We start from the raw sequence: 25072 nt of genomic DNA, 5'->3' as shown, positions 1-25072 counted from the left end.
TTTTTGAAATTGTTCGCCCGATGGCGGTTTACAGCTGCCAGCGATACCCCATGCCGTAGGCGGTTCCTATGGCATTAAACTCGGTGTCCAGCGCCTGGAATTTGCGCCTGATTCTTTTGACGTGAGAGGTGATGGTGTTGTCATCCAGCACTACGCGGGCTGCTTCCATTAGTTGGCTGCGGGATTTAACGTGGCCGGGCCTTTTTGCCAGGGCGTGGACAATCCAGAATTCGGTCACGGTTAAGTCCACGGGTTGCTCATCCCAGTGGCAATGGAGCCTGGAAATATCCAGCCATAGCTTTCCCTGAGTTAAGCTCTCGCCTTCATCGTTTTGATCTCGCAGCACGCTAACGCGGCGCAGTAGGGCGTTAATTCGCGCCTGCATATGGGGTAGGGAGATATCCTTGGTGAGGTAATCATCAGCCCCCAGGCGCAGTCCGGAAATAATATCCAGCTCTGAGTCCCTGGCGGTGAGAAATAATATTGGCAGGCTCGGCGCCATAGCGCGCAATTCCCGGCAGAGCTCAAAACCGCCCTCCACCTCGCTGCCCAGGCCAACATCGATCACGGCCAGGTCTGGCAGTCGCTGGCGAAAAGCATCCATGGCCTCAATTCTGGCGCTGTATAAATCGACCCGGTAACCGTGGCGGCGCAGAGCATCGCGGTAGTTTTCTGCGATAGCGCGTTCATCTTCGACAATGGCGATGGTTGCACTCATGACAAATCCCGACTTAATTCCTTTCTGGCGGAGAATCATGCACGAAGTTGCAGGGGTTAGGCAAAAAGGCGGGCGCAAGGCGCCCGCAAATACAACAGGGTTTCTATCAGCTTGGAGTTGCGTGAGTGGATTCGCGATCCACTCACGCTTATGCAATGCGGTTTGAAGGCGAAGGGATATGCGGATTTGTTGTCCGCCGTGCCCCTTTAACTCAGAAGTTTCCCGCCATGGACTCCGGCAGGGAGAAGCGGATGTCGACGCGGCGCTCCATAGCGTAGGCGTCTACATCACCTCGGGTTGCCTGGGAGTAGGTGGAGCCGAGTGCGCTGCGGCTGATTCTTGAGGCATCAACTCCCAGCGATACCAAAGCCTCTTCCACACTCAGGGCGCGTTGATCGGACAGTACATTGTTGTAGCCGTCGCTGCCGCGAGGATCTGCGTGTCCCTCCAGGTGAATTTGCAGGTGGGGGTGGCGCTTTAGGAAGTCAGCCATGGCACTCAGCTGGTGCATTTGGCCCTCCTGAAGCTCGTCCTCCCCAGTGGTAAACAGCATTTGGAATTGCAGTGAATCCAGGGCCAGTTGGCTGGCGTCGTTCGCGGACAGTTGAGCCGCATCCAATTGCTGTGCCAGGTTGCTGAGCTCTGCACGGCTCTCTGTCAGTTGTGTTGCCAGCATATCTGCCTCGTCTGCTTGCTTGATCTGCTCTCCGAGCCAGGCTCCGCCGAGTGCTCCGGCGATAAAGCCAACGGGCCCACCCAATGCTGCACCGGCAATTGCAGAGCCGGTAAAGACTGAGGCCTGCTTGGCCGGAGTCAAATTGGATTCGTTTTGTTCCTTAGCGTGGGCTCCGGTGGCAATCAGAGAACCCAGGGCGACGGCCATCACTACTTTTTTCATTGTTCTGCTCCTTAGCTGCTTTTCTTACTCGTGTGGGCCTGTTCTGTTGTGGCCCGTTTGAGTGTTATTAAAAAGCTCCAAGGAGGCACTGGCGTGGCGCAGCTATGACCAACTGCGGCTCAATTGTGGCGAAATATGGCGATCGCTCCGAAACCCAGCTCAGAAGCTGGAAGGGGCTGGGCGACCGCAGTTATAGCAGGGGGTAGATGGACAGACGGGGCTGGGGCCATCAACAGCTGCTATGTACCGCACAATTGCCAGAACCAGGGCAATAATCAAAGCACTAATGGTCATCCCTTCTCTCCCCGCACCACCAGCTCCATGGGTGGCGCGACTAGTTCGCTCTTAGTATAGGCTCGCGGTCCCGCAGTCGCAGGGCCTCAGCTCTGTAGAGGAGCCCATATATCCCCAGGTTTTGGGGTAGACTTGCCGGCCAACAAGTTTCAACTTTCGCCAGGAGTCCGAGTTTTGTCGCAGTCATCCCCAGCTCAGGAACAGGCAGTCGAAAAATCTGGTGCTTCCAGATTGCTGCGGGGCAGTTCCGTTGTCGGTGCTGCCACTATGCTGTCGCGAGTGGCCGGGCTGGTTCGCGACGTGGCGCTGGCCCGCTTTGCCGGTGCGGGCGATGCTGCCGATGCCTTTTTTGTCGCATTCAAGATTCCCAACTTTTTTCGCCGTCTATTTGCCGAAGGGGCATTTGCCCAGGCCTTTGTGCCGGTACTGGCCGAATACCGCCAAAAGGGCGGTAAGGCGGCTGCGCGAGAGTTAAATGACCGGGTTGCGGGTGCACTTGGCGGCGTACTTTTGTTGGTTACTCTGTTTGGTGTTCTCTGCGCTCCACTAGTTACGGGTATTTTTGCTTTTGGTTGGTGGTGGGACGGCAGTGAGCGTGAGAAGTTCGATCTCGCTACCGATATGTTGCAGATCACCTTTCCCTATTTAATGCTGATTTCCCTGGCGGGATTTACCGGGGCAATACTCAATACTTTCGATCGTTTTGCGATTCCGGCGCTAACCCCGGTGATGCTCAACCTGGTTTTGATTGCTGCGGCGACTGTTGCTACCAGCTGGTTTGATCCGCAAATTATGGCGCTGGCTTGGGGTGTTTTTGTTGCGGGGGTGGTGCAGCTGCTGTTTCAACTGCCTTTTCTCGCTCGTGAAGGTTTACTGCCTAGCCCTAAGTGGGATTGGCAGCACAAAGGAGTGCGTAAAATTTTACGCCTGATGGCGCCGGCGATTTTTGGTGTGTCAGTGACCCAGATCAGCCTGGTGATGGACACTCTGCTGGCTTCATTCCTGCCCAGCGGCAGTGTTTCCTGGCTCTATTTTTCCGACCGCCTCACCGAGCTGCCCTTGGGGGTGTTTGGGGTTGCAGTGGCCACGGTAATTCTGCCGAGCTTGTCGCGTCAGCACACTGACGGAGACCCTCGCCGGTTCCGTCATACTCTCGACTGGGCTTTGCGCAGTGTCACGCTAATTTCCCTGCCCGCTTCTGTAGCCTTGGTGGTACTGGCTGAGCCGCTCCTGACAACCCTTTTTCAGTATGGGCAGATGCAGCCGCGGGATATGCAAATGGCCGCCTGGTCCCTGCGCGCTTATGCCATGGGGCTGTTGGCGTTTATGCTGATTAAAGTGCTGGCGCCGGGCTATTTTGCCCGCCAGGATACCTATACCCCAGTGCGCTTTGGCTTAATTGCTATCTCGGCCAAAATGGTGTTGAGCCTGCTGTTTGTGATACCGCTTAACTACTACTTCAAACTCGGCCATATGGGCCTGGCACTGGCTACGGCTTGTCAGGCCGCTATTAACGCCTGGCTCCTCTATAAAGGCTTGCGTCGAGATGATGTCTATAAACCTGAGGCTGGGTGGGGCACTTACCTGGTAAGGTTGCTTCTGGCGAATTTGGCGATGGTTGCGATTTTGCTCGGGGCCCTGCACCTATGGTCACAGTGGAGTGAATGGGCCTGGTATGACCGCGCCTGGCGTATGGGGCTAATCGTAGCTGCTGGGGGAGCGACCTATCTGTCAGTTTTACTGGTTTCAGGATTGCGCCCCCGCCACTTCCGCGCCAAAAGTTAGTTTATTAAGTGGGCATATTTGGATAAATATGGCCTCTGGCCGCCCAGTGGGAATCCGCTATACTGTGCGGCTCGATTTTATGAGGATGGGAAAATCGCTTTGGCCCAGGAGCGCGAACTAATTCGCGGGTTGCACAACCTGCGCCCCCGCCACCGGGGAAGCGTGGCGACAATCGGCTCGTTCGATGGTGTACACCTCGGTCACCAGGCGATTATTGCGCAGCTCAAGCAGCGCGCGCAGGAACATGATCTGCCCTCGGTGGCGATTATCTTTGAGCCCCAGCCACATGAGTTCTTCTCTGGGGAAAGCGCGCCTGCGCGTCTGATGCGCTTTAAAGAGAAGGTATTGGCGCTATTTGATGCTGGTGCGGACCGGGTGCTGTGCCTGCAGTTTAACGAGAAACTGCGCAACCTGAGTGCCGATGCCTTTGTGCGCCGTATTCTGGTGGACGGCCTTGGAATCCGCCATTTGGTGGTGGGAGACGATTTCCGCTTCGGCTGTGATCGCAGTGGCGATTATCAATTCCTCCAGGGCGCCGGGGCCGAAAATGGATTCACGGTGGAAGACACGGCTACGCTTGAGATTCGCGGAGCCCGGGTGAGCAGCACCCGCATTCGCGAAGCCTTGCAGCGGGGCGAGTTTGAGTTGGCCGAGGCCTTACTCGGACGCCCTTACAGTATTACCGGACGGGTTGCCCCCGGCCGCGCCTTGGGCCGGCAACTGGGTGCTCCCACAGCCAATGTGCGTTTGCACCGCTACCGCTCCCCGCTGGTTGGCGTTTACACCGTTCGCACCAAAGCCGCGAATGGAAGTGAACTCGCAGCTGGGCGGCCGGAAATTGACGGTGTTGCCAATGTGGGGTTTCGCCCAACAGTTGAGGGAGAGGGCGCCCGGCCACTACTGGAAGTCAACTTGTTTGATTTTGATGGCAACCTCTACGGGAAAGAACTAGCGGTAGAGTTTTGCCACAAACTTCGCAATGAAGAGAAGTTTGCCTCCCTGGAAATCCTCAAAGCCCGCATCGCTCAGGATATTGACGATGCTAAAGACTGGTTTGTGCAAAACCCCAAGGGGCACTAACCGGTGTATAGACGATGAATTTTTCTCTACTAGAGCTGAAGTAGACATCCAATGACTGATTATAAAGTGACCTTAAACCTGCCTGAGACCGACTTTCCTATGCGCGGCAATCTGCCCCAGCGCGAGCCGGCTATTTTAAAGAAGTGGCAGGAAACCAAGCTCTACGAAAAAATCCGCGAAGCGCGGGCGGGGCGCGAGCAGTTTATCCTGCACGACGGTCCTCCCTACGCCAACGGGGATATTCACATCGGTCACTCGGTCAACAAGATTCTCAAAGATATTATTATCAAGTCGAAAACCCTGAGCGGTTTTGACGCTCCCTATGTGCCTGGCTGGGACTGCCACGGCCTGCCGATTGAGCACCGCGTCGAGAAAAAGATTGGCAAGGCGGGCGCAAAGGTGGATCACAAAACCTTCCGCCAGAAGTGTCGCGAGTACGCAGCCAAGCAGGTGGACGGACAGAAGAAAGACTTTATTCGCCTGGGGGTGTTCGGTGAGTGGGACAACCCCTACCGCACCATGGATTTCCAATTTGAAGGCGATATCATCCGCGCGCTTGGACGAGTGGTCAAAAATGGCCATTTGGCACGGGGTTTCAAGCCCGTGTACTGGAGCGTTGTGGGCGGATCAGCTCTGGCAGAAGCGGAAGTGGAGTATCAGGATAAAACCTCCTACTCCATTTACGTTTGCTATCCAGCGACGGAAGAGACATCCCTGGCTATCGCCGATGCGGCAGGTGGACACGCGGGTGAAGGCCCCCTATCTGTTGTTATCTGGACCACAACCCCCTGGACGCTTCCTTCCAGCCAAGCGGTTTCTGTCAATGCTGAGCTGGAATACGTTGTGGTGCAAACGGCTGGGCGCCGCTTGCTCGTTGCCGAGGCACTCAAGGATGCAGTATTAGAAAAGGCGGGGCTCGAGGGCGAAGTGGTCGGCCGAATTCGCGGTGCCGCCCTGGAGCACTTGAAGCTCAACCACCCCTTCTACGACAAGCAGTTGCCGATGATCCTCGGCGATCACGTCACCACCGATGCGGGTACCGGTTGTGTACACACGGCGCCGGACCATGGTCCCGATGACTTCCAGGTGGGCAAGCGCTACGGCATCGATACCCTGAACTATATCGATGACAATGGCGTATACCGCGATATGGTACCGCTGTTTGCCGGTGAACACGTCTACAAGGTGGACGACAAAATCGTGGCCCTGTTACAGGAGCGCGGAGTACTTCTGCACCAGGGTAAGATGGAGCACAGCTACCCTCATTGCTGGCGCACCAAGACGCCGCTTATTTACCGCGCAACTCCGCAGTGGTTTGTGAGCATGCAGCAGAATGATCTTCTGGAGAATGCACAGAAGGCAGCGGATGAAGTTCAGTGGATCCCCGGTTGGGGCAAGGCTCGTATCGATGCCATGCTCGACGGCAGCCCGGATTGGTGTATTTCCCGCCAGCGCACCTGGGGCGTGCCCATCGCTTTGTTTGTTCACAAAGAGACCCATGAAATCCACCCGGACACTCCCGCTTTGATGGACAAAGTGGCTGAAAAGGTCGACGCCGAGGGTATGGACGTTTGGTTTGACCTGGACCCACAGGAGCTTCTGGGAGGTGAGGCAGACCAATATCAAAAGGTTACCGATACCCTGGATGTCTGGTTCGATTCAGGTGTGACTCATTACGCCGTACTGGAGCGCCGCAACGGCCTGCGTTTCCCGGCAGATCTGTACCTTGAGGGCTCTGATCAGCACCGAGGCTGGTTCCAGTCTTCACTGAAGACCTCCATCGCTATCAACGATTGTGCCCCTTATAAGCAAGTGTTGACCCACGGTTTCACGGTAGATGCACAGGGACGGAAAATGTCCAAGTCCATCGGCAATACCGTTGCACCACTGGATGTAATCAACAAGTTGGGTGCAGATGTATTGCGCCTTTGGGTTTCCGCCACAGACTTCAGTGGTGAAATGGCGGTTTCCGATGAGATCCTGAAACGCACAGCGGACTCTTACCGTCGCTTGCGCAATACGGCTCGTTTCTTCCTGTCCAACCTGGCTGGGTTTGACCCGGAAAAAGATTTGTTGCCGGAGAGTGAGCTTCTGGCGCTGGATCGCTGGGCGCTGGATAAGGCTGCGCGTCTACAGGATGAAATTATTGCGGCTTACGATAACTACCAGTTCCACCAGATCTATCAGAAGTTACATAACTTCTGCGTCGTGGAAATGGGTGGCTTCTATTTGGATATCATCAAAGATCGTCAGTACACCACCAAAGAGGACAGTACTGCACGCCGCTCTGCGCAAACCGCCCTCTATCATATTGTTCAGGCATTTGTTCGCTGGATTGCGCCTATCCTGAGCTTTACCGCAGAAGAACTATGGCAGTTTATTCCCGGAGCCAAAGCGGACAGCATCTTTATTGAAGAGTGGTATTCGCTGCCGAAGCTGCCAGCAGACTCGGTTAAAGGTGCGGACTATTGGGCCGCCATCGCCGAAGTAAAAACTGCGGTAAACAAGGTGCTTGAAGAGCAGCGTGGAGCTGGTGCTATTGGCGGCTCCCTGCAAGCGGCGGTGACTCTGTTCGCCGAGGATGACCTGCGCGAAAAGCTCTTGGAGCTCGAAGACGAGTTGCGCTTTGTTTTGATTTGCTCCTCCACTTCTGTACAGCCACTCAGCGATGCTGCCGGTGCAGAGTCCACAGAGCTGGAAGGATTGAAAGTCAGCGTAAGCAAAGTGGATCACCCCAAGTGTGCGCGCTGTTGGCATTACCGTGCCGATGTGGGTGTATCAGCAGAGTATCCAGACATTTGTGAGCGCTGCGTGGAAAACGTTTCTGGTGAAGGAGAAGTGAGGCACTATGCCTAGTTCCAACCCTGTTTGGGGGCATCCATGGCGCTGGTACTGGCTGGCGCTGGTGGTGGTTGTCCTCGATATCGCCAGCAAAGTCTGGGCCGTGGATATGTTTATGCACGGCCCATCAATGCAAATTATTCCCGGCTTGCTGCAATTTACTTATGCGGAAAACTACGGTGCTGCCTTTAGCTTCCTGTCTGATGCTGGGGGGTGGCAGCGATGGTTTTTCGGAATTATTGCCTTTGTATTTAGCGTTGTTGTCAGTGTTTGGCTATGGCGCTTGCCGGCAACAAAGCGCTGGGAACCCTGTGCCCTGGCACTAATTCTGGGGGGGGCCTTGGGCAACCTTTGGGATCGAGTGCTGCTGGGTTACGTAAGGGATTTTATTTCGGTCTATTACGGAAACTGGCACTTCCCGGTATTCAATGTTGCGGATATGGGAATTAGTATCGGCGCTGCAATGCTGGTTATTGAGCTACTTTTTTTTGCAGAAAAAGAAAGTGGCAAAGCAAAAAATAACGTGGAAGTCTAACGAACTATGAGTAATGCCGTTATCGGTGAACACTGCCGGGTGACACTGCACTTTAGCCTGAAATTGGATGATGGCACTGAGGTGGATTCAACCTTCAAAGGTGACCCAGCCTCTTTCAGTGTTGGCGATGGCAGTTTGCTGCCGGGCTTTGAAAAAGCCCTTTTTGGTTTAAAAGCGGGGGATGAAGCCGAGATCGAGATACCGCCGGAGATAGGATTTGGTCAGCGCAACCCGGAAAACCTGCAAAAGGTGCGCCGGGATACCTTTTCTCCAGATATGGAGCTGGAGCGCGGGTTGGTAGTCTCTTTTGACAATGGCAGCGGCGAACTCCCCGGAGTAATCAGTGAGATTGGTGAGGACGATGTTACCGTCGACTTTAACCATCCATTGGCCGGTCAAACCTTAAATTTCCATGTGAAAATTATTGCGGTGGACTCGATCCAATAGGGTCGGGGCTCCCCCTTTGTAGCAAGTAGGGTGCTGAAGTAGATATGCAAATCCGAATGGCTAACCCCCGGGGCTTTTGTGCCGGTGTTGATCGGGCAATTGATATTGTGAATCGCGCCCTGGATGTATTTGGTGCGCCGATCTATGTCCGCCATGAAGTGGTGCACAATAAATTTGTGGTGGAAAGTCTGAAAGAGCGCGGTGCGGTCTTTGTCGATGAACTCGATGAAGTGCCCGATGATGTTATCGTTATCTTCAGTGCTCACGGTGTTTCAAAAGCTGTGCAGCGCGAAGCTGGAGAGCGCGGCCTGCGTGTATTCGATGCTACTTGCCCGCTGGTTACCAAGGTGCATATTGAAGTGAGTAAGTTCAGCACCGACGGTGCTGAGTGCATACTTATCGGCCACGCTGGGCACCCGGAAGTGGAGGGCACAATGGGGCAGTATGACAACTCTGCTGGCGGTGCCATTTACCTGGTTGAAGACGAAGAGGATGTTGCGAAGTTAACTGTTAAAGACGAGAGTAATCTCGCCTATGTTACCCAGACAACACTATCCATGGATGATACCGCTCGAGTAATTGATGCCCTGAGAGTGCGTTTCCCTGAAATCCGTGGGCCGCGAAAAGATGATATCTGTTACGCGACCCAGAATCGCCAGGATGCTGTAAAGCAGCTGGCTCTGGAAAGTGACCTGGTCCTTGTTGTTGGTAGCCCGAATAGTTCTAACTCTAATCGCCTGCGTGAACTCGCTGAACGCTGTGGTGCTGCTGCCAAATTGATCGATGGTGCAGATGATATCGATGCGGATTGGCTTCAGGATAAGACGGCCATAGGGATCACAGCGGGAGCGTCAGCACCGGAAGTCCTGGTACAAGGAGTGATTAATCGACTGCAACAACTTGGTGCAAGCCTTCCTGAAGAAATGGATGGAAGGGCTGAGAATATACGTTTCTCCCTGCCTAAAGAGCTGCGTTAATCAGCAGCTCTATTTCCTTTTGGCTAGCTGACTGGCCCACTTATCGCCCCCTCCAAGCCGTTTGTCGGCAAGCTGCAAAACCCTCGACCCCATCGCTTACCTACTTTCCATAAACTGGTATATATACACAGATAGAGCGAGCCCGAGAACTGAGTTTTCACTTTGCGTTCACATTGTTTGTGAACGGTGAAACAGATCGTTTTTTTTGTGTGAATTTTATACCGTCTGATTGCATACTTCAGAGAGCAATAGATTTACTCTTCTTATGATGTAGAAATATCGCTCAGTATTTTTGGGTTCTTTAAGGCATGGATTAATGAAAAATTTTAAATGTATCAAAGGGGTAACCCTAATAGAGTTAATGGCCACTGTTACTGTTTTAGGGATAGTCGTGGCTATCGGACTTCCTTCCTTTAATGCGTTAATTGAGCACAACCGCCTGGTAGCCATGACTAATGACTTGAATGGAACTCTTCAATACGCACGATCAGAAGCTGTGCGTCGAGGGGGCGGTGTAGAGATCACGTCTATCAATGATGATATAGAAAATGGCGTAATTATTTGGGTGGATGATGATGGAAATGATGCTTATGCGGATGGTGAAGAATTAAGAATATTAAGAGTCGAACATGAGGATATTAGTATAGTTGCTGATGTTGCAGGAGCTGCTGTGACAGACTTGGAATTTAGCTTTAATGCTCATGGCGAAATCAGTCTCGGAACCACTTTGACATTAGACTTATGTGATAACCGAGCAGGTGATTATGGCCGTCAGCTGCAACTTCTTGTCTCTGGGGCTTTACGATTGAATACAGGTATAAACTGCCCATAGTAGGGGTGTGTTAGAGGAGAAAAAGTTAAATGCTCAAGCAAAAAGGGGCAACCTTAATCGAAGTGCTTGTATCGGTATTGGTTCTGGCAGTCGGGCTATTAGGGCTGGCCGCAACGCAAGTGATGAGTTTGAAAAATGGTAATGGGGCTCATCATCGGTATATGGCTGCGCTAGCGGCACAGGAAATTATCGAGCGTATGAGAGCGAATCCTACTGGGACTATCGATGGAGAATATAATGGTTCTGTTGGTGGTTCAGATTCTGGAGATGGTGACTCCGGTGATGATGGCAGTTCGGGTGATGGCAGTTCGGGTGATAGTGGTAGCAGCTCGACCCCAGACTGTAGCAGTGCATGTTCAGTAAGTGAATTAGCTGAGTTGGATTTGTATGAATGGGAACTGATCCTGTCCTCAAATTTACCTGCAGCCACAGGAACAATTGCTCATGATTCGGGTGAAGTGACAGTAACCATTTCTTGGAGTGAGCAGCACACAGGAGAAAATTACGGGGAATTAGATGGTGGTTTGGATGATGCCACATTTGAGATGATAGTGGAGCTTTAATAATGCGAGCTTTTAGTAATCAAAGAGGGCTATCATTAATTGAGTTAATGATAGGAATTTTATTAGGCTCCCTGCTTTTACTTGGTGTTTTACAGATATTTCAAAGTAATAACGATACTTATCGTATGCAGGATGGATTCTCACGAGTGCAGGAGAGCGGTCGATTCGCAATAGATCTTTTGAGTAAGGAAATACGCCTTGCTGACTATTGGGGTTGTACACCAGATCAAGACAGTATTGAGAATAGGCTAGATACTACTGATGCTTTCTTAACCTCGATTGGTTCTGGCGGAATTCAAGGGATTGATAATGCAAGTAGTCAAACAATTGGCTCAACGAATGTGCTGGATGGTAGTGATGTATTAATTCTTGGGGGAGTTGTCAATGCCTGCGGTGGCTCTGGGCGTATGCTAGACCCAAGTGGTAGCGATTTGATTGTAAGTTCCAATTGCCCTGTAGAAGCTGGGGATATTGTCTTAGTTTCAACCTGTATTAACGGTGACATATTTACCATAACGGATATTGATGGGGATATCGGTGATGGCGACCGAACTTTGGAGCATGAAGACGGTAATATCGACAGCGATTGGGTTCAAAACCTGAGTGATACTCTTCAGGAAACCTATGGAGCTGACTCAGCTATCTTTTTGCCATATCAAAAAACCTACTTTATTGCTGAAAATACGGCTGGGACCAATTCTTTATTTGTTAGCGATGAGAATGATTCCGTAGAAGAATTAGTACCCGGTATAGAAGATATGCAGGTTTCATATGGTCGAGATACAACGGATAGTGGAATAGTTGATACCTGGCAAAGTGCTAGTTCGGATGCTGATGAAATGTCAGAAGTTATTGCTATTAAATTGGAGTTATTGGTAGCTAGTGATAGCGATGCAAGTGTTAATAGTCAAACTATTAGCCGACTTGATGGTAGTGAAACTGAATATACGGATGGGCGAATTAGAAAGCTATACGTTGCAACGGTAAAAGTACGCAATCGAGGTGATATGTAATGAGGGTAATCAGGTCGCAAAATGGCGCTGTGTTAATGGTTAGCCTGATAATTTTATTGATACTAACTCTGATTGGTATTTCAGGAGCTAGGGGGGTTTTGATGAGTGAGCGTATGACCTTTGCTTCCCGTGATGCCAAAGTAGCTCTCGAGGTGGCAGAGTCTGTTGCACGCCAAGGTGAAGATTATATTGAGACATTGACAGACCTAAATGACTTTGGAACAACGGGGTGGCGGCGTACTGCAGGTGATGGGCCGGAAGATTTATTTGATGACGCTACTTGGAGTGATACCAATTCAGTAGAGCAAACGGTATCAATGGAAGGGGCTGATGGTACGCCGCTAACTGGCCGTATGTATATCGAGTTGGCAGGGCTTACCGAAGATGATACCGATGTCACAAATGTAGATCTTAGTGCGGGTTCCACTCAGAGTGACAGCACAGATGTTCAGGTATTTAAAATTGTTTCTCGTGGAGTAGGGATTGGTGGTACTGAGAGAATCATTATCACTCTCTATGGTAAAGAAATATAAAAGAGTAAAAAAATGAATTTTTCACCGTTAAATATAGTCCGCTTTCCACTAAAACCAATCACCGCTGCGCTGCTTCTGGTTTGTGTTAGTAACGAGACTTTCTCTGCTCCGGGAGAATTGTCCGACGTTCCTCTTTATTCTCGCGGCTCTGCAGAACCTAATTTGATGTTTGTATTGGACTCTTCAGGATCAATGGAAGCAATGGTTTTGCCTGCGGATGGATATGATACTTCTGATGCAGCAGGGTCTAGCTGCAGCAGCCCAATGTCTATGCAATATACCTATACAGATTCTTGCGGTGGCGGTGGTCATGGCCATGGTGGTGGCGGCACCTGTAGTTATACGGGCACTTATGATGAGGTGGAATATCGGGTCGACAGCTCAGACGGTAGTGTAACTATCAAATTAGTTGATACTGATAACAATGATGATACTAGCTGGTTTACTTGGAATAGCAGTAATAACTGTTTTGATGAAGATGAGGATTATACGGCTTGGCTCTATGCTGCAGACGACTCTGGCAGCAGTTATTATTCTACAGGTGAAGATTCGAGTAATTATAGGGAGAGTGTTACTGGGCATTTCCTGAACTGGTTTTTTTCCAAGGAAAATAGCAGTGGTGGCTACGAGGCGGATGAGTTCACGGATGATGATGGTGATGCGGCTCGTTCCAAAGTAGATATACGCCGAACCGATATCATGATCAGTGCTGCCCAAGAGTTGGTAACTGGGCTGGATGATGTGCGCGTTGGTTTGATGCAATTTAACAGTAGGAATGGAGCTAGATTACTCTTCGGGCTGGAGAGTCTCACGGATGATAATCGTGACAGCATCCTCGATATTATTGAAGATATTGATGCAAGTGGAAATACCCCGCTCGCAGAGAGCTTTGCTGGTGTAGGTCGGTATTTTATTACTGGCTATGAAGAAAATAACCTTACCTATACCGATGCAGATGGTAGTGAAGAAGAGGTAGCTGGGGAGGAAATTTTCGCGGGAGAGACTTCAGGAGGCAGTACTAGCACTATTTTGGATTGGAATGGTGTTAGTGAACCGGATGATACAGTTGATGGAGGTGCTATCCAATACTACTGTCAAAATAGCTTTATGGTGGCCCTAACAGATGGGGAACCAACTCGGGATGATAGTATAAGCAGTCATTTGCAGGGCTACGATGACGGTAGTTGTTCCTCAAATACCGGAGGTTGCACCGATGATGAAATGGATGATGTTGTTAAGGCCCTGTACGATATTGACTTGCGCCCGGATTTAACAAAAACAGATGGTGAAGAGGTCGTTAATAATATTACCAGTTACATCATTGGTTTTGCTGAAGATGGTTTATCAGATACTGACCTGATGAAAAATGCTGGAGAATTAGGCGGCGGTGGTGTGTATACGGCAAGTAATGCTGATCAACTCCAAACCACTTTTAATACTATTATTAATAATGTGCAGTCTATTGTTGGTAGCTCAAGTTCAGTATCGTTTAATACTTCTTCACTGGAAGCTAATTCAGCAATATTTTCTGCAAGTTTTGATAGCAGCGCCTGGTCGGGAGATCTAGAGGTTTGGGCACTCGATGATGAAGGAAATATTGCTTCTACTTCCTCATGGCAGGCTAGCACGGAACTAGCTTCTATTAGCACCGGTAATAGAGTGATGCTCTCCTACAGTGGTGGTGTTGGAGTAGCTTTCACTGCGTCTGGGCTGGGTACTTCGGGAACAGATCATGCTGACGATCTAAATCTTGATATCCAATCCAACGCGGGGGTCGATGATGGTGGTGCCTCAGATCGTATTGACTATCTTAGGGGGGATCAAACTGACGAAGGAACTGGGACAGGTGATTTCCGCGTTCGAGAAAGCCGCCTTGGTGATATTGTAAGTTCGACTCCGGTATATGTGGGTGCACCCAGTTCTTCTTGGGACGAAGCTGAATTCAGTGAAGCTTCCACCTATGATAGCTTTGTTAGTTCTAACAGTAGCCGTACACCAGTTGTTTATGTGGGGGCGAATGATGGCTTTTTACATGGTTTTAATGCGAATGTAAGTGGAACTGACGCAGGTAAAGAATTAATTGCGTATTCCCCTGCTGCCTTATTAAGCACTAGTGCGGATGAAGGCTTACATGCATTAAGTTCTCAGTACTATACCCATAAATATTATGTTGATGGGACTCCTACAACTTCCGACGCATATATTGATGGAAGCTGGGAAACAGTCCTTGTGGGCGGCTTAGGTGGCGGCGGTAAAGGGTATTATGCACTGAACATCACTAACCCCTCAGATTTTACCGAGGCGAATGCTGCCAATATCGTTTTGTGGGAATTTACAGATTCAGACAATAGCAACCTAGGTTATAGCTTTAGTCGACCTCAGGTTGGTCGTATGTCAAATGGTGAATGGGCTGCGATATTTGGAAATGGATATAATAGTTCAACGGGTGATGCTGGCCTGTTTATCGTATATCTGGATGGTGAGGATGGTAGTGGTAATTCCCATGTCTATATTTCAACAGGGACCGCCGACACCGATGATAAAAATGGGATGTCAACACCAGCGATTGTCGACTCCGACCTGGATGGTACTATAGACCGTATTTATGCTGGAGACTTAAAAGGAAATATGTGGGCATTTGATGTCTCAGCGACAGGAAGTTGGGATGTTGCTTCGTCAACTACTTCTCCATCGCCACTTTTTTCAGTTTCAGGGGAAGCAATTACTGGTGCTCCTCTCGTTGCAAGAAATACAGATAACTCTTCCGGCGCTTCCCCTAATTTATTAGTAGCATTCGGTACAGGTCAATACTTAGTAGACTCAGATACTAGTGATACTGACCCAGGTGGATTTTACGTTGTATCTGATAATGACGTATTTAATTTAGATACAGATAACTTGGAAGAACGCACGCTGACATCTGAGGTTCTTACCTTGGATGATGGAAGTGCTACAACTCTGAGGACTGTATCGGGATCAGAGTTTACCTGGAGTGATAAATCGGGTTGGTATATGCCTTTGCAAGAGGGTAGTACAGCAAGTCAGGATGGAGGTGAGCGTGTTATTACTCGACCAGAACTACAGAACTATGTTTTATTTTTTAATACCCTGATCCCTACAGGACAAGTTTGCGCTGCCGGGGGCTATGGTTGGTTGATGTCGGTGGATGTTTGGACTGGCTTGGCTCCGGAGGATTCTGTTTTCGATGCAAATAATGACGGTGTAATTGATGAAGATGATTATGGTTATGTAGGTGAAATGCTCTCCGAAAGTAGTCCAAATGAATCAGGCTTCTTGGGTACTAAGCAGTATACCGGTACCAGTGATGGTGAGGTGCATGAGCGAGAGGTGGATTTTGGTGATGGAGATAGAGCCGGTCGTCTCTCATGGGAGGAAATTACACCAAATTAATGGCATGTGGTTAACATATAGCGCCCGGCTTTGCCGGGCCATTCCAGGTATGAAAATATATGAAAATGAAAAATTATAGTGGATTTACTTTAATTGAGTTAATGGTGGTGGTAGCAATTATTGGTATTATTGCTGGACTGGCTTGGCCCGCATACCAAAATCATATAGTTACTTCTCAGCGCGCTGACGCTCAAGGAGTATTAATGAGTATGGCGCAAGCAATGGAGCAGCATTTTACGCAGAACGGTTCTTATACTGGAGCTGCAGATGGGGGAGCAGATACTGGATCTCCTTCTATTTTTTCTACAGAAGCTCCTCTCGATAGTAGTAATAAAACGTATGATTTGACCATTGAGAGCGCCGATGATTCTTCCTACACCATTCGGGCCACACCCAAAAATGCTCAAGCTGGTGATGGGGTAATTGAGCTCCGCTCTAGTGGTGTTCGCGCTTGGGATAGAGGGGATGACGGAGCCTTCGCTGATCCGGATGATTTGTGTTGGAGTTCTGTTTGTAACTAAAACCTTTTACTGACAGGTTAATTCATCTCCACTACCATTTTCTACAATGTTATTCCCATCTTTATCTTTTGCATAATAGGGTCTTCCAATAACATTAAGAATGATAATCCATCCATACTCTGCCTCGCCACTCTCGGGGCAGAAAGAGAAGTTTCCACTTTGAGAAGGAGTGGTTCCTGTTGGCTTATAAATCAGGAATCCCTTATTATTAAATGCATTCCAGCTAAGAGAAGCTCCCTTTTCAGCTTGACCTAAATATCTGATGATTTGATCTTCTGGATCCAGTTTGCCATTACCGTTTTCGTCGGCAAATAATAAAGCTCCATCTGACCAGTCACTGGAGCACTCATCAGCTAATCTTTTCTTTGGGCAAAGTGTGAAATTGCGCTTCTCATTCAGTGCTCTGTTACGCATAAGTATAAGTAGCTCAAAAAGCTCTCTCTGTTTAACTTTATTTTTATAGCGTTTAAAAAAGTCGTTAAAAGAGGGTAGGGCTAAAGCTGTTAATACAGCAATAGTCATTATGCAAATGATTAATTCTATGAGGGTAAATCCAGCAAGGCGTTTCATTGTGCAAACTCCTTCGATTTGAATTTGCACTAGAATACTACCTGGATTACATATTCCAACTACATTAAATTACGGTACGATGGTCCTAACCGCGATGAATCTAATTTTCAAGTCCAAGTTTTTTTAATCTATACCTAAGAGAACGAAAGCTGATGCCAAGCTTTTGGGCTGCAGCAGTGCGATTCCATCGTGTTTTAACTAAGGTTTCTTCAATAACTTCTTTTTCTATTCTTTGTAGGAATTCGTCTAGTGAATTGCTCTTGTTTGCGTTGAAGTTTTCTGTGCTGGCGGCTTTTTCTGTCTGAGGTAGAGCAACACTTTGCTTTTTATCTAAAGAGTTTTCTTGCCTATTATTACATTCAAGTAAGAGGTCTTCCTCTCGAATTATGTTTTGATCAGATAAAGTGAAAGCTCTCTCAAGAATGTTCTCAAGTTGTCTGACATTTCCTGGGAAGGAATAATTTTGCAAAGCAATTATAGCTTCATGTGATAAGGCTGGAGGGGTAAGCCCTGCGCTAGAGGCTATACGTTGCATAATGACGTCAGTTAGGAGAGGGATATCTTCGGCCCTGTCACGAAGAGGGGGGACAGTGATCTCGATAACATTTATACGATAATAAAGATCGTTTCGGAAACGTCCGCCTATTACTTCTTCGCTTAAGTCCTTGTGGGTCGCACTTAGAATACGTGTATCTATTGATATTTCTTTGTTAGAGCCAATTGGTCGTATGGATTTTTCTTGAATTGCTCTGAGAAGCTTTACTTGCATTTCCAGAGGAAGGTCTGCTACTTCATCTAGAAAAAGGGTACCGCCCTCCGCGCTTTGCAGAAGGCCTTTATGATCTTTGTGCGCACCGGTAAAACTTCCCTTTTGGTGCCCAAAGAACTCACTTTCCATTAGTTCAGAGGGTATTGCGCCACAGTTAATAGCAATAAAGGGCTGTTCAGCTCTGGCACTTTGTAAGTGAATAGAGCGGGCAGCAAGCTCTTTACCCGCACCTGACTCACCACTAATATAGACAGGCGCGTCACTACGCGCGACCTTACTGATTTGTTGGCGAAGTTTATGAATATTATCTGCTTCGCCAAGTATGAGACCCTTCTGGGGATTGCTTTGCTGTGGTGCCTGGTTGCTATCCAAACGCAGAGCGAGCTGTGCCAAATTACGTAATCGATCAAGATCTACCGGTTTACTCACAAAATCAAAAGCCCCCAGTTTGAGTGCTTTGATTGCAGTATCCATATTCCCGTGAGCTGTTATAACAGCGATAGGTAGCTCAATTTCTGTGCATCCTTGAATATATTCAACTAGCTGTAGTCCATCTCCATCAGGTAGACGTAAATCAGTTAGACAAAAGTTATAGGTATTTCGGTCGAGAGCGCTTTTAGCCTCTGAGAGAGTAGCAGCAGTGTGGCAATCAACGTCCATCCTTTGAAGGGTGAGACTAAGTAGATTACAAATATCCGGTTCATCATCGACAACTAGTGCCAGTGGGCGCATCGTTATTCTTTCTTTTCTAGTTTTGTTCACTTTATGCCAAAAGGCATGAAGCATGATTATGTCAGAAATTTCTAGTAAATAATGATTTAGTTACAGAGAAATGTCCTGACTTAGATCAGGTCACACCCATAGAATGCGCAAACTCCAGACGGAAACAGCTTTTATTGTCATCACTTTGGCAATGAAACAAACTGACTCTGTTGGCCTCGCACAATTCTCGAGCAATATATAATCCGAGGCCACTTCCTGCCTTATCAGTAGTAAAAAATGGCTCAAATACCTGATTTTTCAGCTCAGGAGGGATACCACTGCCATTATCCTTAATATCCAATATGGAATGCCCCTTTTCATTATTGTAGTAGGCATGGATGGTTGCATAGCGCTGTCCGGTTTCTATTTCTGAGTGGCGCAGGGCATTGTCTGTGAGGTTGGTAACAACCTGAGATAATTGAGCAGAGTCAAAATTAGCCGGAATAAATTTCTCAGAAAAGACCAATTCAATTTTACTTTTTGGGGAACTACCTGTGTCGAAGTCAATGAAAAACTGTTGGAGCCAGTCACGCAGGTTATGCTCTTCCCGTGAATTTGCGCGCCGCCTGGATAATTGCATAACATTTTCGATAATTTGATTTACTCGGCTGCTCTGCCGACAAATAATATCAATTAAGTGTCTATCCTCATCTTTGAGCTGATTAGATTCAGACAAGAGTTGTGCAGCATGATTGATTGCAGAGAGTGGGTTGCGCACTTCATGAGCAATAGATGCAGTTAAGTGTCCTAATGATGCAAGCTTCAGCTTTTGTGCTGCTTCCGTGAGCTTTCTGTTGTCCTCAACAAAAATTAGTGTGCTATTGCCACTTTTATGGCGCAACTGAGCAAAGTTTAGTTGCAGCTCTTCGTTATTATCCGCTTGAATAAGAACGCTAGTATTTCCATTTTGGTGACGCCAGGCTTGAATTTGACGGTGAAGCTCAGAGTTAAGGGGGGCTTCAGAAGTTAATTGCGTTCCCAATAGTCGGATGGCGGCCCTGTTGATTAACTCAGGCTTACTGGATGCACCCATAACGAGTACACCCGTGCTCATTCTTTCAATAATTTGTTGTGCCAGTCTATGGAGGTGTGCAGCTTGCCGGCTCTGCTGGTCTGCGCGAAGGTTGGCTTTTCGTATACGCTCTGACAAATACTGAATTGCGCTTACTGTTACAAACATCAGTAAGCCAAGTCCTCCAGCAGAAACTATTTCTTGGCTAGAGCCAGAGCCAGATAATAGATGATAAAGTTGGAGAGTAATTACCCCCAGGCTGGCCATTGCTGCAAAAAATGCACTCAGACGCCGATCTAGCAGAATGGCGCCGATAGAGCAGCTGATTAACAGCAGGTAACCCAGGCCAGAGTTCAGGCCGCCGCTGGCTTCAATCAATAATAAGAAAACCAGGATGTCGCAACCCAAAATAATACCGACCTGGCCGCTATTAGTTTGATAGGCTTTCTGGCGTAAAAAGAGCAGCCAACCTATATTCAGAGAGGCGTACGCTGCAGTAGTGTATATGAACAGCGTTTGTGAGTGCTTACCTAGCGAGCCCCCGCCAATATCTGAGAAAAAAACCCCAAGTAAAACCAAGGCTATTGCAACCCGGTAGATTGCGCTAATCCGCAGGAGTTCGTGATGCTGTAAGGGGGATGTTTGGGAGCTGCTCAATGTAGATGACCGGTATTCTTGTAGTGGTGAGCCGCTGCTGTTGTTACCCCGATAGGGTTACAATAGCGGCCTGTCTTGTCCGAGGTTCAACGATGTCTACTTTGCAGTTAGTGCTGGCACAAATCAATTCCCTGGTTGGAGATATTCCCGGGAATACCAAGCAGGTGATAGAAGCTGCGCGCCGAGCGCACCAGGAGCTGGGTGCTGATTTGGTGCTTTTTCCAGAGCTGACCCTGTGCGGCTACTCTCCTGAAGACTTGTTGTTGCGACCCAGTATGCAGATTCGTATTGATACGGCATTGGATCAGCTTAAAGCTGCAGATCTGCCTTGTGCCATTGTTGTGGGTTACCCCAAGTTATTTGATGGCGTTATGTTCAATATGGCGGGAGTCATAGTTGAGGGAGAGTTAATCGCAGAATATGCCAAACAGAAGCTGCCTAACTATCAGGTATTTGATGAAAAGCGTTACTTCAAACCGGGTAAAACCCCTTGTGTAGTAGATATCAAAGGAGTTCCGGTAGGGCTAAGTGTTTGTGAGGATATTTGGTTTCCAGAGCCCATCAAGCAGTCAGTCGATGCTGGAGCCAAGTTGATTCTCAACATCAATGCATCACCTTTCCATCGGGGCAAGGCTCAACAGAGGCTGGAATTGGTCTCTAGGCAGGCAAAGAATGCCGGGGTCCCCATTGCCTATGTGAACTGGTGCGGTGGTCAGGACGAGCTGGTTTTTGACGGCGGCTCAATTGTTGTTGACGCCGAGGGAGAAGTATGTGCCAGGGCTGAGGAGTTTGGAGAGCAGTTGCTGCCAGCTTTCATATCTTTGCAGGGAGAGAACTTGACGGTACTCCCAGGGGAAATTGCTTCTCCTCAAGGCGATTTGGCTTCTGTGTACCAAGCTCTGGTACTCGGGGTGCGCGACTACGTTAATAAGAATGGTTTCAATGGCGTTGTGCTGGGGTTGTCGGGTGGAATCGACTCTGCTCTGACATTGGCAGTTGCGGTCGATGCGCTGGGCAAAGAGCGTGTTGAGGCAGTAATGATGCCGTTTCGCTATACCTCGGATCTGAGTAAAGGCGATGCGGCCGATCAGGCGGAAAGAATGGGGGTTCACTATCGGGAAATTAGTATCGAGCCCATCTTTGATTCGTTTATGGGGGCTCTTGCTGAAGAATTTGCTGGCAGTGAGAGGGATACCACTGAGGAGAACCTGCAGGCCCGCTCTCGTGGCGTGCTTTTGATGGCCATCTCCAATAAAAAGGGCGCAATGGTCCTGACCACTGGTAACAAGAGTGAGATGGCCGTTGGTTATGCAACCTTATACGGGGATATGGTAGGCGGGTTCAATGCACTGAAGGATGTTCCCAAAGTATTGGTATTCGAGCTGGCCCGTTACCGCAACACAATTTCTGAAGTGATTCCTGAAACGGTCATTACTCGCCCGCCCAGTGCTGAGCTGGCCCCGGACCAGGTGGATTCTGACAGCCTTCCGCCTTATGAGACCCTGGATCAAATTCTCAATCTCTATGTCGATCAAGACCACAGCGCTGAGGAAATCATTCAGCGTGGCTTCCAGAGAGAGGATGTAGAGCGTGTGGTCAGGTTAGTGGGGCGCAATGAGTACAAGAGGCGCCAGGCAGCCATCGGGGTGCGTATTTCTGAGCGCGGATTTGGAAGGGATCGCCGTTATCCCATAACCAATGGCTGGAAGCTGGGTGACTAGCTATCCTGAAAATAGAAACGGCGCCGAATGGCGCCGTTTCTATTTTAAAGTGATAAGTTACAGAAGCTCTGGAGGCAGAGGAGTTTCGTCCCGGTTGTATTCGGGGTTATAGAGCTCCCGGCTGTCAAAGCCCCTCGGATCAGATTTTTCAAACAGGCCCAGGGTGACCCTGTGCACTAGACTGCGGCCGCTCGGGCCTTTGTAAAAGTCGTAGTTGAAGGTGCCGTCTTCGTTAAAAGCGGGGTGCTTTGGATAGTTATTGCGCAGCACATCCAGGGCATTAGCCTCAAGATCTTGCATCTCCATCAAATGGTAACCTTGAACCATAACGGCCAGGGCATCAGGAATTGCGGGTGTCTGCTGGAAGTTTTCCACAATGTAGCGGCCGCGATTGGCTGCTGCGAGGTAGGCGCCGCGCTTAAAGTAGTAGTTGGCCACGTGAACTTCATAGCGGGCCAGCAGGTTACGCAAGTGGATCATGCGCTTTTGCGCGTCTGGAGCGTAGCGGCTTTCAGGGTAGCGAGCCATTAACTGGGAGAAATAAGCGAATGACTCCCGCGCCGAGCCTGGATCGCGGCTGGTTAAGTCAGTCGGCATAAAGCGCTCGAACAGACCCGTGCCCTCGGTAAATGAGGATAGCCCCTTCATGTAATAGGCATAGTCGACATTGCGATGCTGGGGGTGCAGGCGGATAAAGCGGTCTGCAGCGGCAATGGCTGCGTCGTTCTCATAGTTGCGGTAGTAGGCATAGATCAGCTCGAGCTGAGCCTGTTCCGCGTAGTTGCCGAATGGGAAGTTATCTTCCAGGGCACGTAGGTTTCTGATGGCAAGATCCCACTGGCTGGTTCGCAGCTGTCGCTGGGCCATCTCGTAGTATGCTTGCTCTGTGCGAGCACCGGTGGGCAAGCCCACTTCCGAATCATCTGTGTTGGCGCAGGCAACCAATATTGCGGACACCAAGGCCAGCCACAGCATTTTCCAGGTCTGCATAGCCCCTCGCTCTATCATTCTTACACTCTACCTTATTAAACTACCCACCAGTATTAACCTGGCGCGTCGGACATTTAACCACAGTCGCGGAGCTGCCCAAAGTATTTGCAATTGATTAATGATTGAACACCTAAAACTAGATATTCAAGTCCCTGCCAATATGGCTGGTCGACGCTTAGACCAGGCTGCAGCCGAATTAATTCCCGATTTTTCGCGCGCGCGCCTTCAATCGTGGATCAAAGGCGGCCAGCTTACCCTGAACGGCTCCCCAGCTAAGGCCAAGGACAAGCTCTTTGGCGGTGAGCTTATCCAGCTTCGTGCAGAGCTGGAACCCCAGGGTAGCTGGACAGCCCAGGACCTCAACCTGGACATTATGTACGAAGATGACTGCCTGATGGTGGTCAACAAGCCTGCGGGCCTCGTAGTCCACCCCGCTGCTGGTAACCCCGATGGCACTTTGCTCAATGGTCTGCTTTACCATAATCCAGCACAGGAGCTGATACCCCGAGCGGGTATTGTGCACCGGCTGGATAAGGACACCAGTGGTCTAATGGTTGTGGCTAAGACTTTGGCCGCTCAGACTCACCTCGTGGATCAATTAAAGCAGAGAACGGTGAGTCGACAGTATGATGCCTTGGTCCAAGGATATATCACCACTGCGGGTCGTGTTGATGCGCCCATCGGTCGGCATCGTCAAAATCGTCTCAAGATGGCTGTTTTGGACTTTGGCGGCAAAGAGGCGATCACTCATTATCGTGTACAGGAGCGTTACAGCGCTTACACGCTCTTACGCTGCAAGCTGGAAACCGGTCGTACTCATCAGATTCGGGTACACATGGCCCATATCAGGCACCCGCTCGTGGGCGATCCACTCTACGGAGGCCGCCCAAAGTTGCCTCCAGAGGCCTCGGCAGACCTTGTTGAAGCTCTCCAGAGCTTCCCTCGGCAGGCTCTGCATGCGGCTGAATTAGCGCTAGTACATCCCACCAGTGGACAGGACATGCATTGGTGTGCGCCAATGCCTGCTGACATGCAAGCACTGCTCGATCAGTTGCGCGCTGATGAGCCTTGAAGTACCGGTTATAAATTCGCCTGGGCACCTATCGCCGGTTCTCGAAAGGACAATTTCGCAAAGCAAGATATCTCAATGCCAAGTAACCACTACCTGATACCCGACTGGCCCGCACCCGCAGGGGTGAGGGCGGTGACGACGCTACGCACTGGGGGCCAAAGTTGTGGCCATTTCTCCTCCTTTAACCTTGCTGCTCACGTGGGGGACAAGGAGTCAGCTGTTACTGCCAATCGCCAACAGTTGAGAGGGGAGCTTGAGTTGCCCTCAGAACCGCAGTGGCTGGAGCAGATCCATAGCGACAAGGTAGTCGAGGCAAGTGATGACGCCTTAGTTCGAACCGCAGATGCCTGCTTTAGCATGAAAAGAGGTGTTGTCTGTGCCGTGTTAACCGCAGACTGTTTGCCTGTTTTGCTAAGCGATAAGAGTGGTACCCGTGTAGCAGCAGCCCATGCCGGGTGGCGCGGATTGGCCGGTGGTATATTGCGCAACACTGTACGCGCGATGAAGTGTGATCCTGAGGAGTTGATGGCTTGGTTGGGCCCAGCGATTGGCCCGGAGGCCTTTGAAACCGGAATCGATGTCCTCGAGGCATTCTTTGAAAATGCAATTAGCAGTCGGCACACAGAAAAAATCGCTAGCTGTTTCCGCCCACACACTAAGAAACCACTGCACTTTTTAACAGATATTTACGCCCTGGCTCGTGCGGAGTTGGCAGAGCTGGGGATTGGCGAGGTGTACGGTGGGGGGCTCTGCACAATGTCAGAACCTGAGAAGTTTTTTTCCTACCGCAGAGAGTCTGAAACCGGTCGTATGGCAACTTTGATATGGCAGGATAAAGACTGAATTGAAGTTCTAGATGGCTTATTTTTTCTGTGTAAGCCAATCGATAATATTGGGGCAGCTTGGGCAATTACAAGGCTGGGTGTTGACTGAGCTGTAAAAATTATAAGAGATAGATTTGCCGCAAAACCACTTTGCATAGAATAAATGCCGCTATTGATTTAAATCATTGAAAACCCTTCCTGCGCCCCTATTTTACTTGTCAGTACCATAGCGAATGTAAAAGGCAAA

21 protein-coding genes are annotated in these 25072 nt (G+C 49.5%); 15 read left to right on the top strand and 6 right to left on the bottom strand.

Annotation, left to right across the window (positions count from 1 at the left end; translation table 11 throughout):
• Positions 1–28: 28 nt before the first annotated feature.
• A complete protein-coding gene (gene pdsR / locus ACJJIW_RS03465; protein ID WP_108735148.1) occupies positions 29–718 on the bottom strand; it encodes a proteobacterial dedicated sortase system response regulator in 690 nt (229 codons plus the stop codon).
• Positions 719–929: 211 nt separating this feature from the next.
• On the bottom strand, positions 930–1616 hold the full coding sequence (locus tag ACJJIW_RS03460) for an OmpA family protein (protein ID WP_282934368.1): 687 nt from the start codon (positions 1614–1616) through the stop codon (positions 930–932).
• A gap of 468 nt (positions 1617–2084) precedes the next feature.
• Here ACJJIW_RS03460 and murJ point away from each other — a divergent pair, with 468 nt between their 5' ends.
• From murJ to ACJJIW_RS03400, 12 genes are all read left to right on the top strand, one after another.
• Positions 2085–3695 carry a murein biosynthesis integral membrane protein MurJ gene (murJ, locus tag ACJJIW_RS03455; protein ID WP_444936707.1) on the top strand — a complete coding sequence of 537 codons (1611 nt, stop codon included), beginning with the start codon at positions 2085–2087 and terminating at the stop codon, positions 3693–3695.
• Between the two features lie 99 nt (positions 3696–3794).
• Entirely contained in the window at positions 3795–4775 is a 981-nt protein-coding gene (gene ribF / locus ACJJIW_RS03450) for a bifunctional riboflavin kinase/FAD synthetase (protein WP_444936706.1), read from the top strand.
• A gap of 51 nt (positions 4776–4826) precedes the next feature.
• On the top strand, positions 4827–7631 hold the full coding sequence (gene ileS, locus ACJJIW_RS03445; RefSeq protein ID WP_444936705.1) for an isoleucine--tRNA ligase: 2805 nt from the start codon (positions 4827–4829) through the stop codon (positions 7629–7631).
• The gene (gene lspA, locus ACJJIW_RS03440; RefSeq protein WP_444895261.1) at positions 7624–8151 is read left to right on the top strand and encodes a signal peptidase II; all 528 of its coding nucleotides are present in this window, start codon (positions 7624–7626) and stop codon (positions 8149–8151) included. Before ileS ends, lspA begins: the two co-directional genes overlap by 8 nt.
• A 6-nt stretch (positions 8152–8157) precedes the next feature.
• A complete protein-coding gene (locus ACJJIW_RS03435) occupies positions 8158–8598 on the top strand; it encodes an FKBP-type peptidyl-prolyl cis-trans isomerase (RefSeq protein ID WP_282934364.1) in 441 nt (146 codons plus the stop codon).
• A 44-nt stretch (positions 8599–8642) separates the two neighbouring features.
• Positions 8643–9575 carry a 4-hydroxy-3-methylbut-2-enyl diphosphate reductase gene (ispH, locus tag ACJJIW_RS03430; RefSeq protein WP_282934363.1) on the top strand — a complete coding sequence of 311 codons (933 nt, stop codon included), beginning with the start codon at positions 8643–8645 and terminating at the stop codon, positions 9573–9575.
• Between the two features lie 316 nt (positions 9576–9891).
• A complete protein-coding gene (locus ACJJIW_RS03425; RefSeq protein WP_282934362.1) occupies positions 9892–10407 on the top strand; it encodes a GspH/FimT family pseudopilin in 516 nt (171 codons plus the stop codon).
• A 29-nt stretch (positions 10408–10436) separates the two neighbouring features.
• Positions 10437–10970, top strand: coding sequence for a type IV pilus modification protein PilV (gene pilV, locus ACJJIW_RS03420; protein ID WP_282934361.1), 534 nt, complete (start codon positions 10437–10439; stop codon positions 10968–10970).
• Positions 10971–10972: 2 nt separating this feature from the next.
• Entirely contained in the window at positions 10973–11983 is a 1011-nt protein-coding gene (locus tag ACJJIW_RS03415) for a PilW family protein (protein WP_282934360.1), read from the top strand.
• Positions 11983–12516: a pilus assembly PilX family protein gene (locus tag ACJJIW_RS03410; protein ID WP_444936704.1), complete on the top strand. Its 534-nt coding sequence runs from the start codon at positions 11983–11985 to the stop codon at positions 12514–12516. Before ACJJIW_RS03415 ends, ACJJIW_RS03410 begins: the two co-directional genes overlap by 1 nt.
• Positions 12517–12528: 12 nt before the next feature.
• Positions 12529–15927, top strand: coding sequence for a PilC/PilY family type IV pilus protein (locus ACJJIW_RS03405; protein ID WP_444936703.1), 3399 nt, complete (start codon positions 12529–12531; stop codon positions 15925–15927).
• Between the two features lie 59 nt (positions 15928–15986).
• Positions 15987–16448, top strand: a complete 462-nt coding sequence (locus ACJJIW_RS03400; protein WP_444936702.1) for a type IV pilin protein — start codon at positions 15987–15989, stop codon at positions 16446–16448.
• Positions 16449–16454: 6 nt separating this feature from the next.
• Here ACJJIW_RS03400 and ACJJIW_RS03395 read toward each other — a convergent pair whose 3' ends face one another.
• The 3 genes from ACJJIW_RS03395 to ACJJIW_RS03385 form a co-directional block, all read right to left on the bottom strand.
• Entirely contained in the window at positions 16455–17018 is a 564-nt protein-coding gene (locus ACJJIW_RS03395) for a GspH/FimT family pseudopilin (protein ID WP_444936701.1), read from the bottom strand.
• A 100-nt stretch (positions 17019–17118) separates the two neighbouring features.
• Positions 17119–18519, bottom strand: coding sequence for a sigma-54-dependent transcriptional regulator (locus ACJJIW_RS03390; RefSeq protein WP_444936700.1), 1401 nt, complete (start codon positions 18517–18519; stop codon positions 17119–17121).
• A 115-nt stretch (positions 18520–18634) separates the two neighbouring features.
• Complete coding sequence (locus ACJJIW_RS03385; protein ID WP_444936699.1) at positions 18635–20218, bottom strand: sensor histidine kinase; 1584 nt, start codon at positions 20216–20218, stop codon at positions 18635–18637.
• 92 nt (positions 20219–20310) lie between these two features.
• On the opposite strand from ACJJIW_RS03385, the gene ACJJIW_RS03380 reads away from it, so the two are divergent.
• Entirely contained in the window at positions 20311–21939 is a 1629-nt protein-coding gene (locus ACJJIW_RS03380) for an NAD+ synthase (protein WP_444936698.1), read from the top strand.
• Between the two features lie 57 nt (positions 21940–21996).
• On the opposite strand, the gene ACJJIW_RS03375 is transcribed toward ACJJIW_RS03380, so the two are convergent.
• Entirely contained in the window at positions 21997–22947 is a 951-nt protein-coding gene (locus tag ACJJIW_RS03375; protein ID WP_282934351.1) for an outer membrane protein assembly factor BamD, read from the bottom strand.
• Between the two features lie 100 nt (positions 22948–23047).
• Here ACJJIW_RS03375 and rluD point away from each other — a divergent pair, with 100 nt between their 5' ends.
• Both rluD and pgeF read left to right on the top strand, forming a co-directional pair.
• Complete coding sequence (rluD, locus tag ACJJIW_RS03370; RefSeq protein ID WP_444936697.1) at positions 23048–24001, top strand: 23S rRNA pseudouridine(1911/1915/1917) synthase RluD; 954 nt, start codon at positions 23048–23050, stop codon at positions 23999–24001.
• Between the two features lie 75 nt (positions 24002–24076).
• Complete coding sequence (gene pgeF / locus ACJJIW_RS03365) at positions 24077–24844, top strand: peptidoglycan editing factor PgeF (protein WP_444936696.1); 768 nt, start codon at positions 24077–24079, stop codon at positions 24842–24844.
• Positions 24845–25072: the final 228 nt, after the last annotated feature.

The sequence above is a fragment of the Microbulbifer maximicatervae (SeqCode) genome, from assembly GCF_052467815.1.
Note: the sequence above shows the minus strand (reverse complement) of the source record. Positions and strands in the feature narration are given on the sequence as shown.

Bases quoted from the DNA above. Each gene is read 5' to 3' on its own strand.
- ACJJIW_RS03410 (WP_444936704.1), top strand. From the start codon at position 11,983: ATGAGGGTAATCAGGTCGCAAAATGGCGCTGTGTTAATGGTTAGCCTG.
- ACJJIW_RS03460 (WP_282934368.1), bottom strand. From the start codon at position 1,616: ATGAAAAAAGTAGTGATGGCCGTCGCCCTGGGTTCTCTGATTGCCACC.
- ACJJIW_RS03425 (WP_282934362.1), top strand. From the start codon at position 9,892: ATGAAAAATTTTAAATGTATCAAAGGGGTAACCCTAATAGAGTTAATG.
- ACJJIW_RS03400 (WP_444936702.1), top strand. From the start codon at position 15,987: ATGAAAATGAAAAATTATAGTGGATTTACTTTAATTGAGTTAATGGTG.
- ispH (WP_282934363.1), top strand. From the start codon at position 8,643: ATGCAAATCCGAATGGCTAACCCCCGGGGCTTTTGTGCCGGTGTTGAT.
- lspA (WP_444895261.1), top strand. From the start codon at position 7,624: ATGCCTAGTTCCAACCCTGTTTGGGGGCATCCATGGCGCTGGTACTGG.
- ACJJIW_RS03415 (WP_282934360.1), top strand. From the start codon at position 10,973: ATGCGAGCTTTTAGTAATCAAAGAGGGCTATCATTAATTGAGTTAATG.
- pdsR (WP_108735148.1), bottom strand. From the start codon at position 718: ATGAGTGCAACCATCGCCATTGTCGAAGATGAACGCGCTATCGCAGAA.
- ACJJIW_RS03390 (WP_444936700.1), bottom strand. From the start codon at position 18,519: ATGCGCCCACTGGCACTAGTTGTCGATGATGAACCGGATATTTGTAAT.
- ACJJIW_RS03435 (WP_282934364.1), top strand. From the start codon at position 8,158: ATGAGTAATGCCGTTATCGGTGAACACTGCCGGGTGACACTGCACTTT.
- ACJJIW_RS03395 (WP_444936701.1), bottom strand. From the start codon at position 17,018: ATGAAACGCCTTGCTGGATTTACCCTCATAGAATTAATCATTTGCATA.
- rluD (WP_444936697.1), top strand. From the start codon at position 23,048: ATGATTGAACACCTAAAACTAGATATTCAAGTCCCTGCCAATATGGCT.
- ileS (WP_444936705.1), top strand. From the start codon at position 4,827: ATGACTGATTATAAAGTGACCTTAAACCTGCCTGAGACCGACTTTCCT.
- ACJJIW_RS03405 (WP_444936703.1), top strand. From the start codon at position 12,529: ATGAATTTTTCACCGTTAAATATAGTCCGCTTTCCACTAAAACCAATC.
- ACJJIW_RS03380 (WP_444936698.1), top strand. From the start codon at position 20,311: ATGTCTACTTTGCAGTTAGTGCTGGCACAAATCAATTCCCTGGTTGGA.
- pgeF (WP_444936696.1), top strand. From the start codon at position 24,077: ATGCCAAGTAACCACTACCTGATACCCGACTGGCCCGCACCCGCAGGG.
- ACJJIW_RS03375 (WP_282934351.1), bottom strand. From the start codon at position 22,947: ATGATAGAGCGAGGGGCTATGCAGACCTGGAAAATGCTGTGGCTGGCC.
- pilV (WP_282934361.1), top strand. From the start codon at position 10,437: ATGCTCAAGCAAAAAGGGGCAACCTTAATCGAAGTGCTTGTATCGGTA.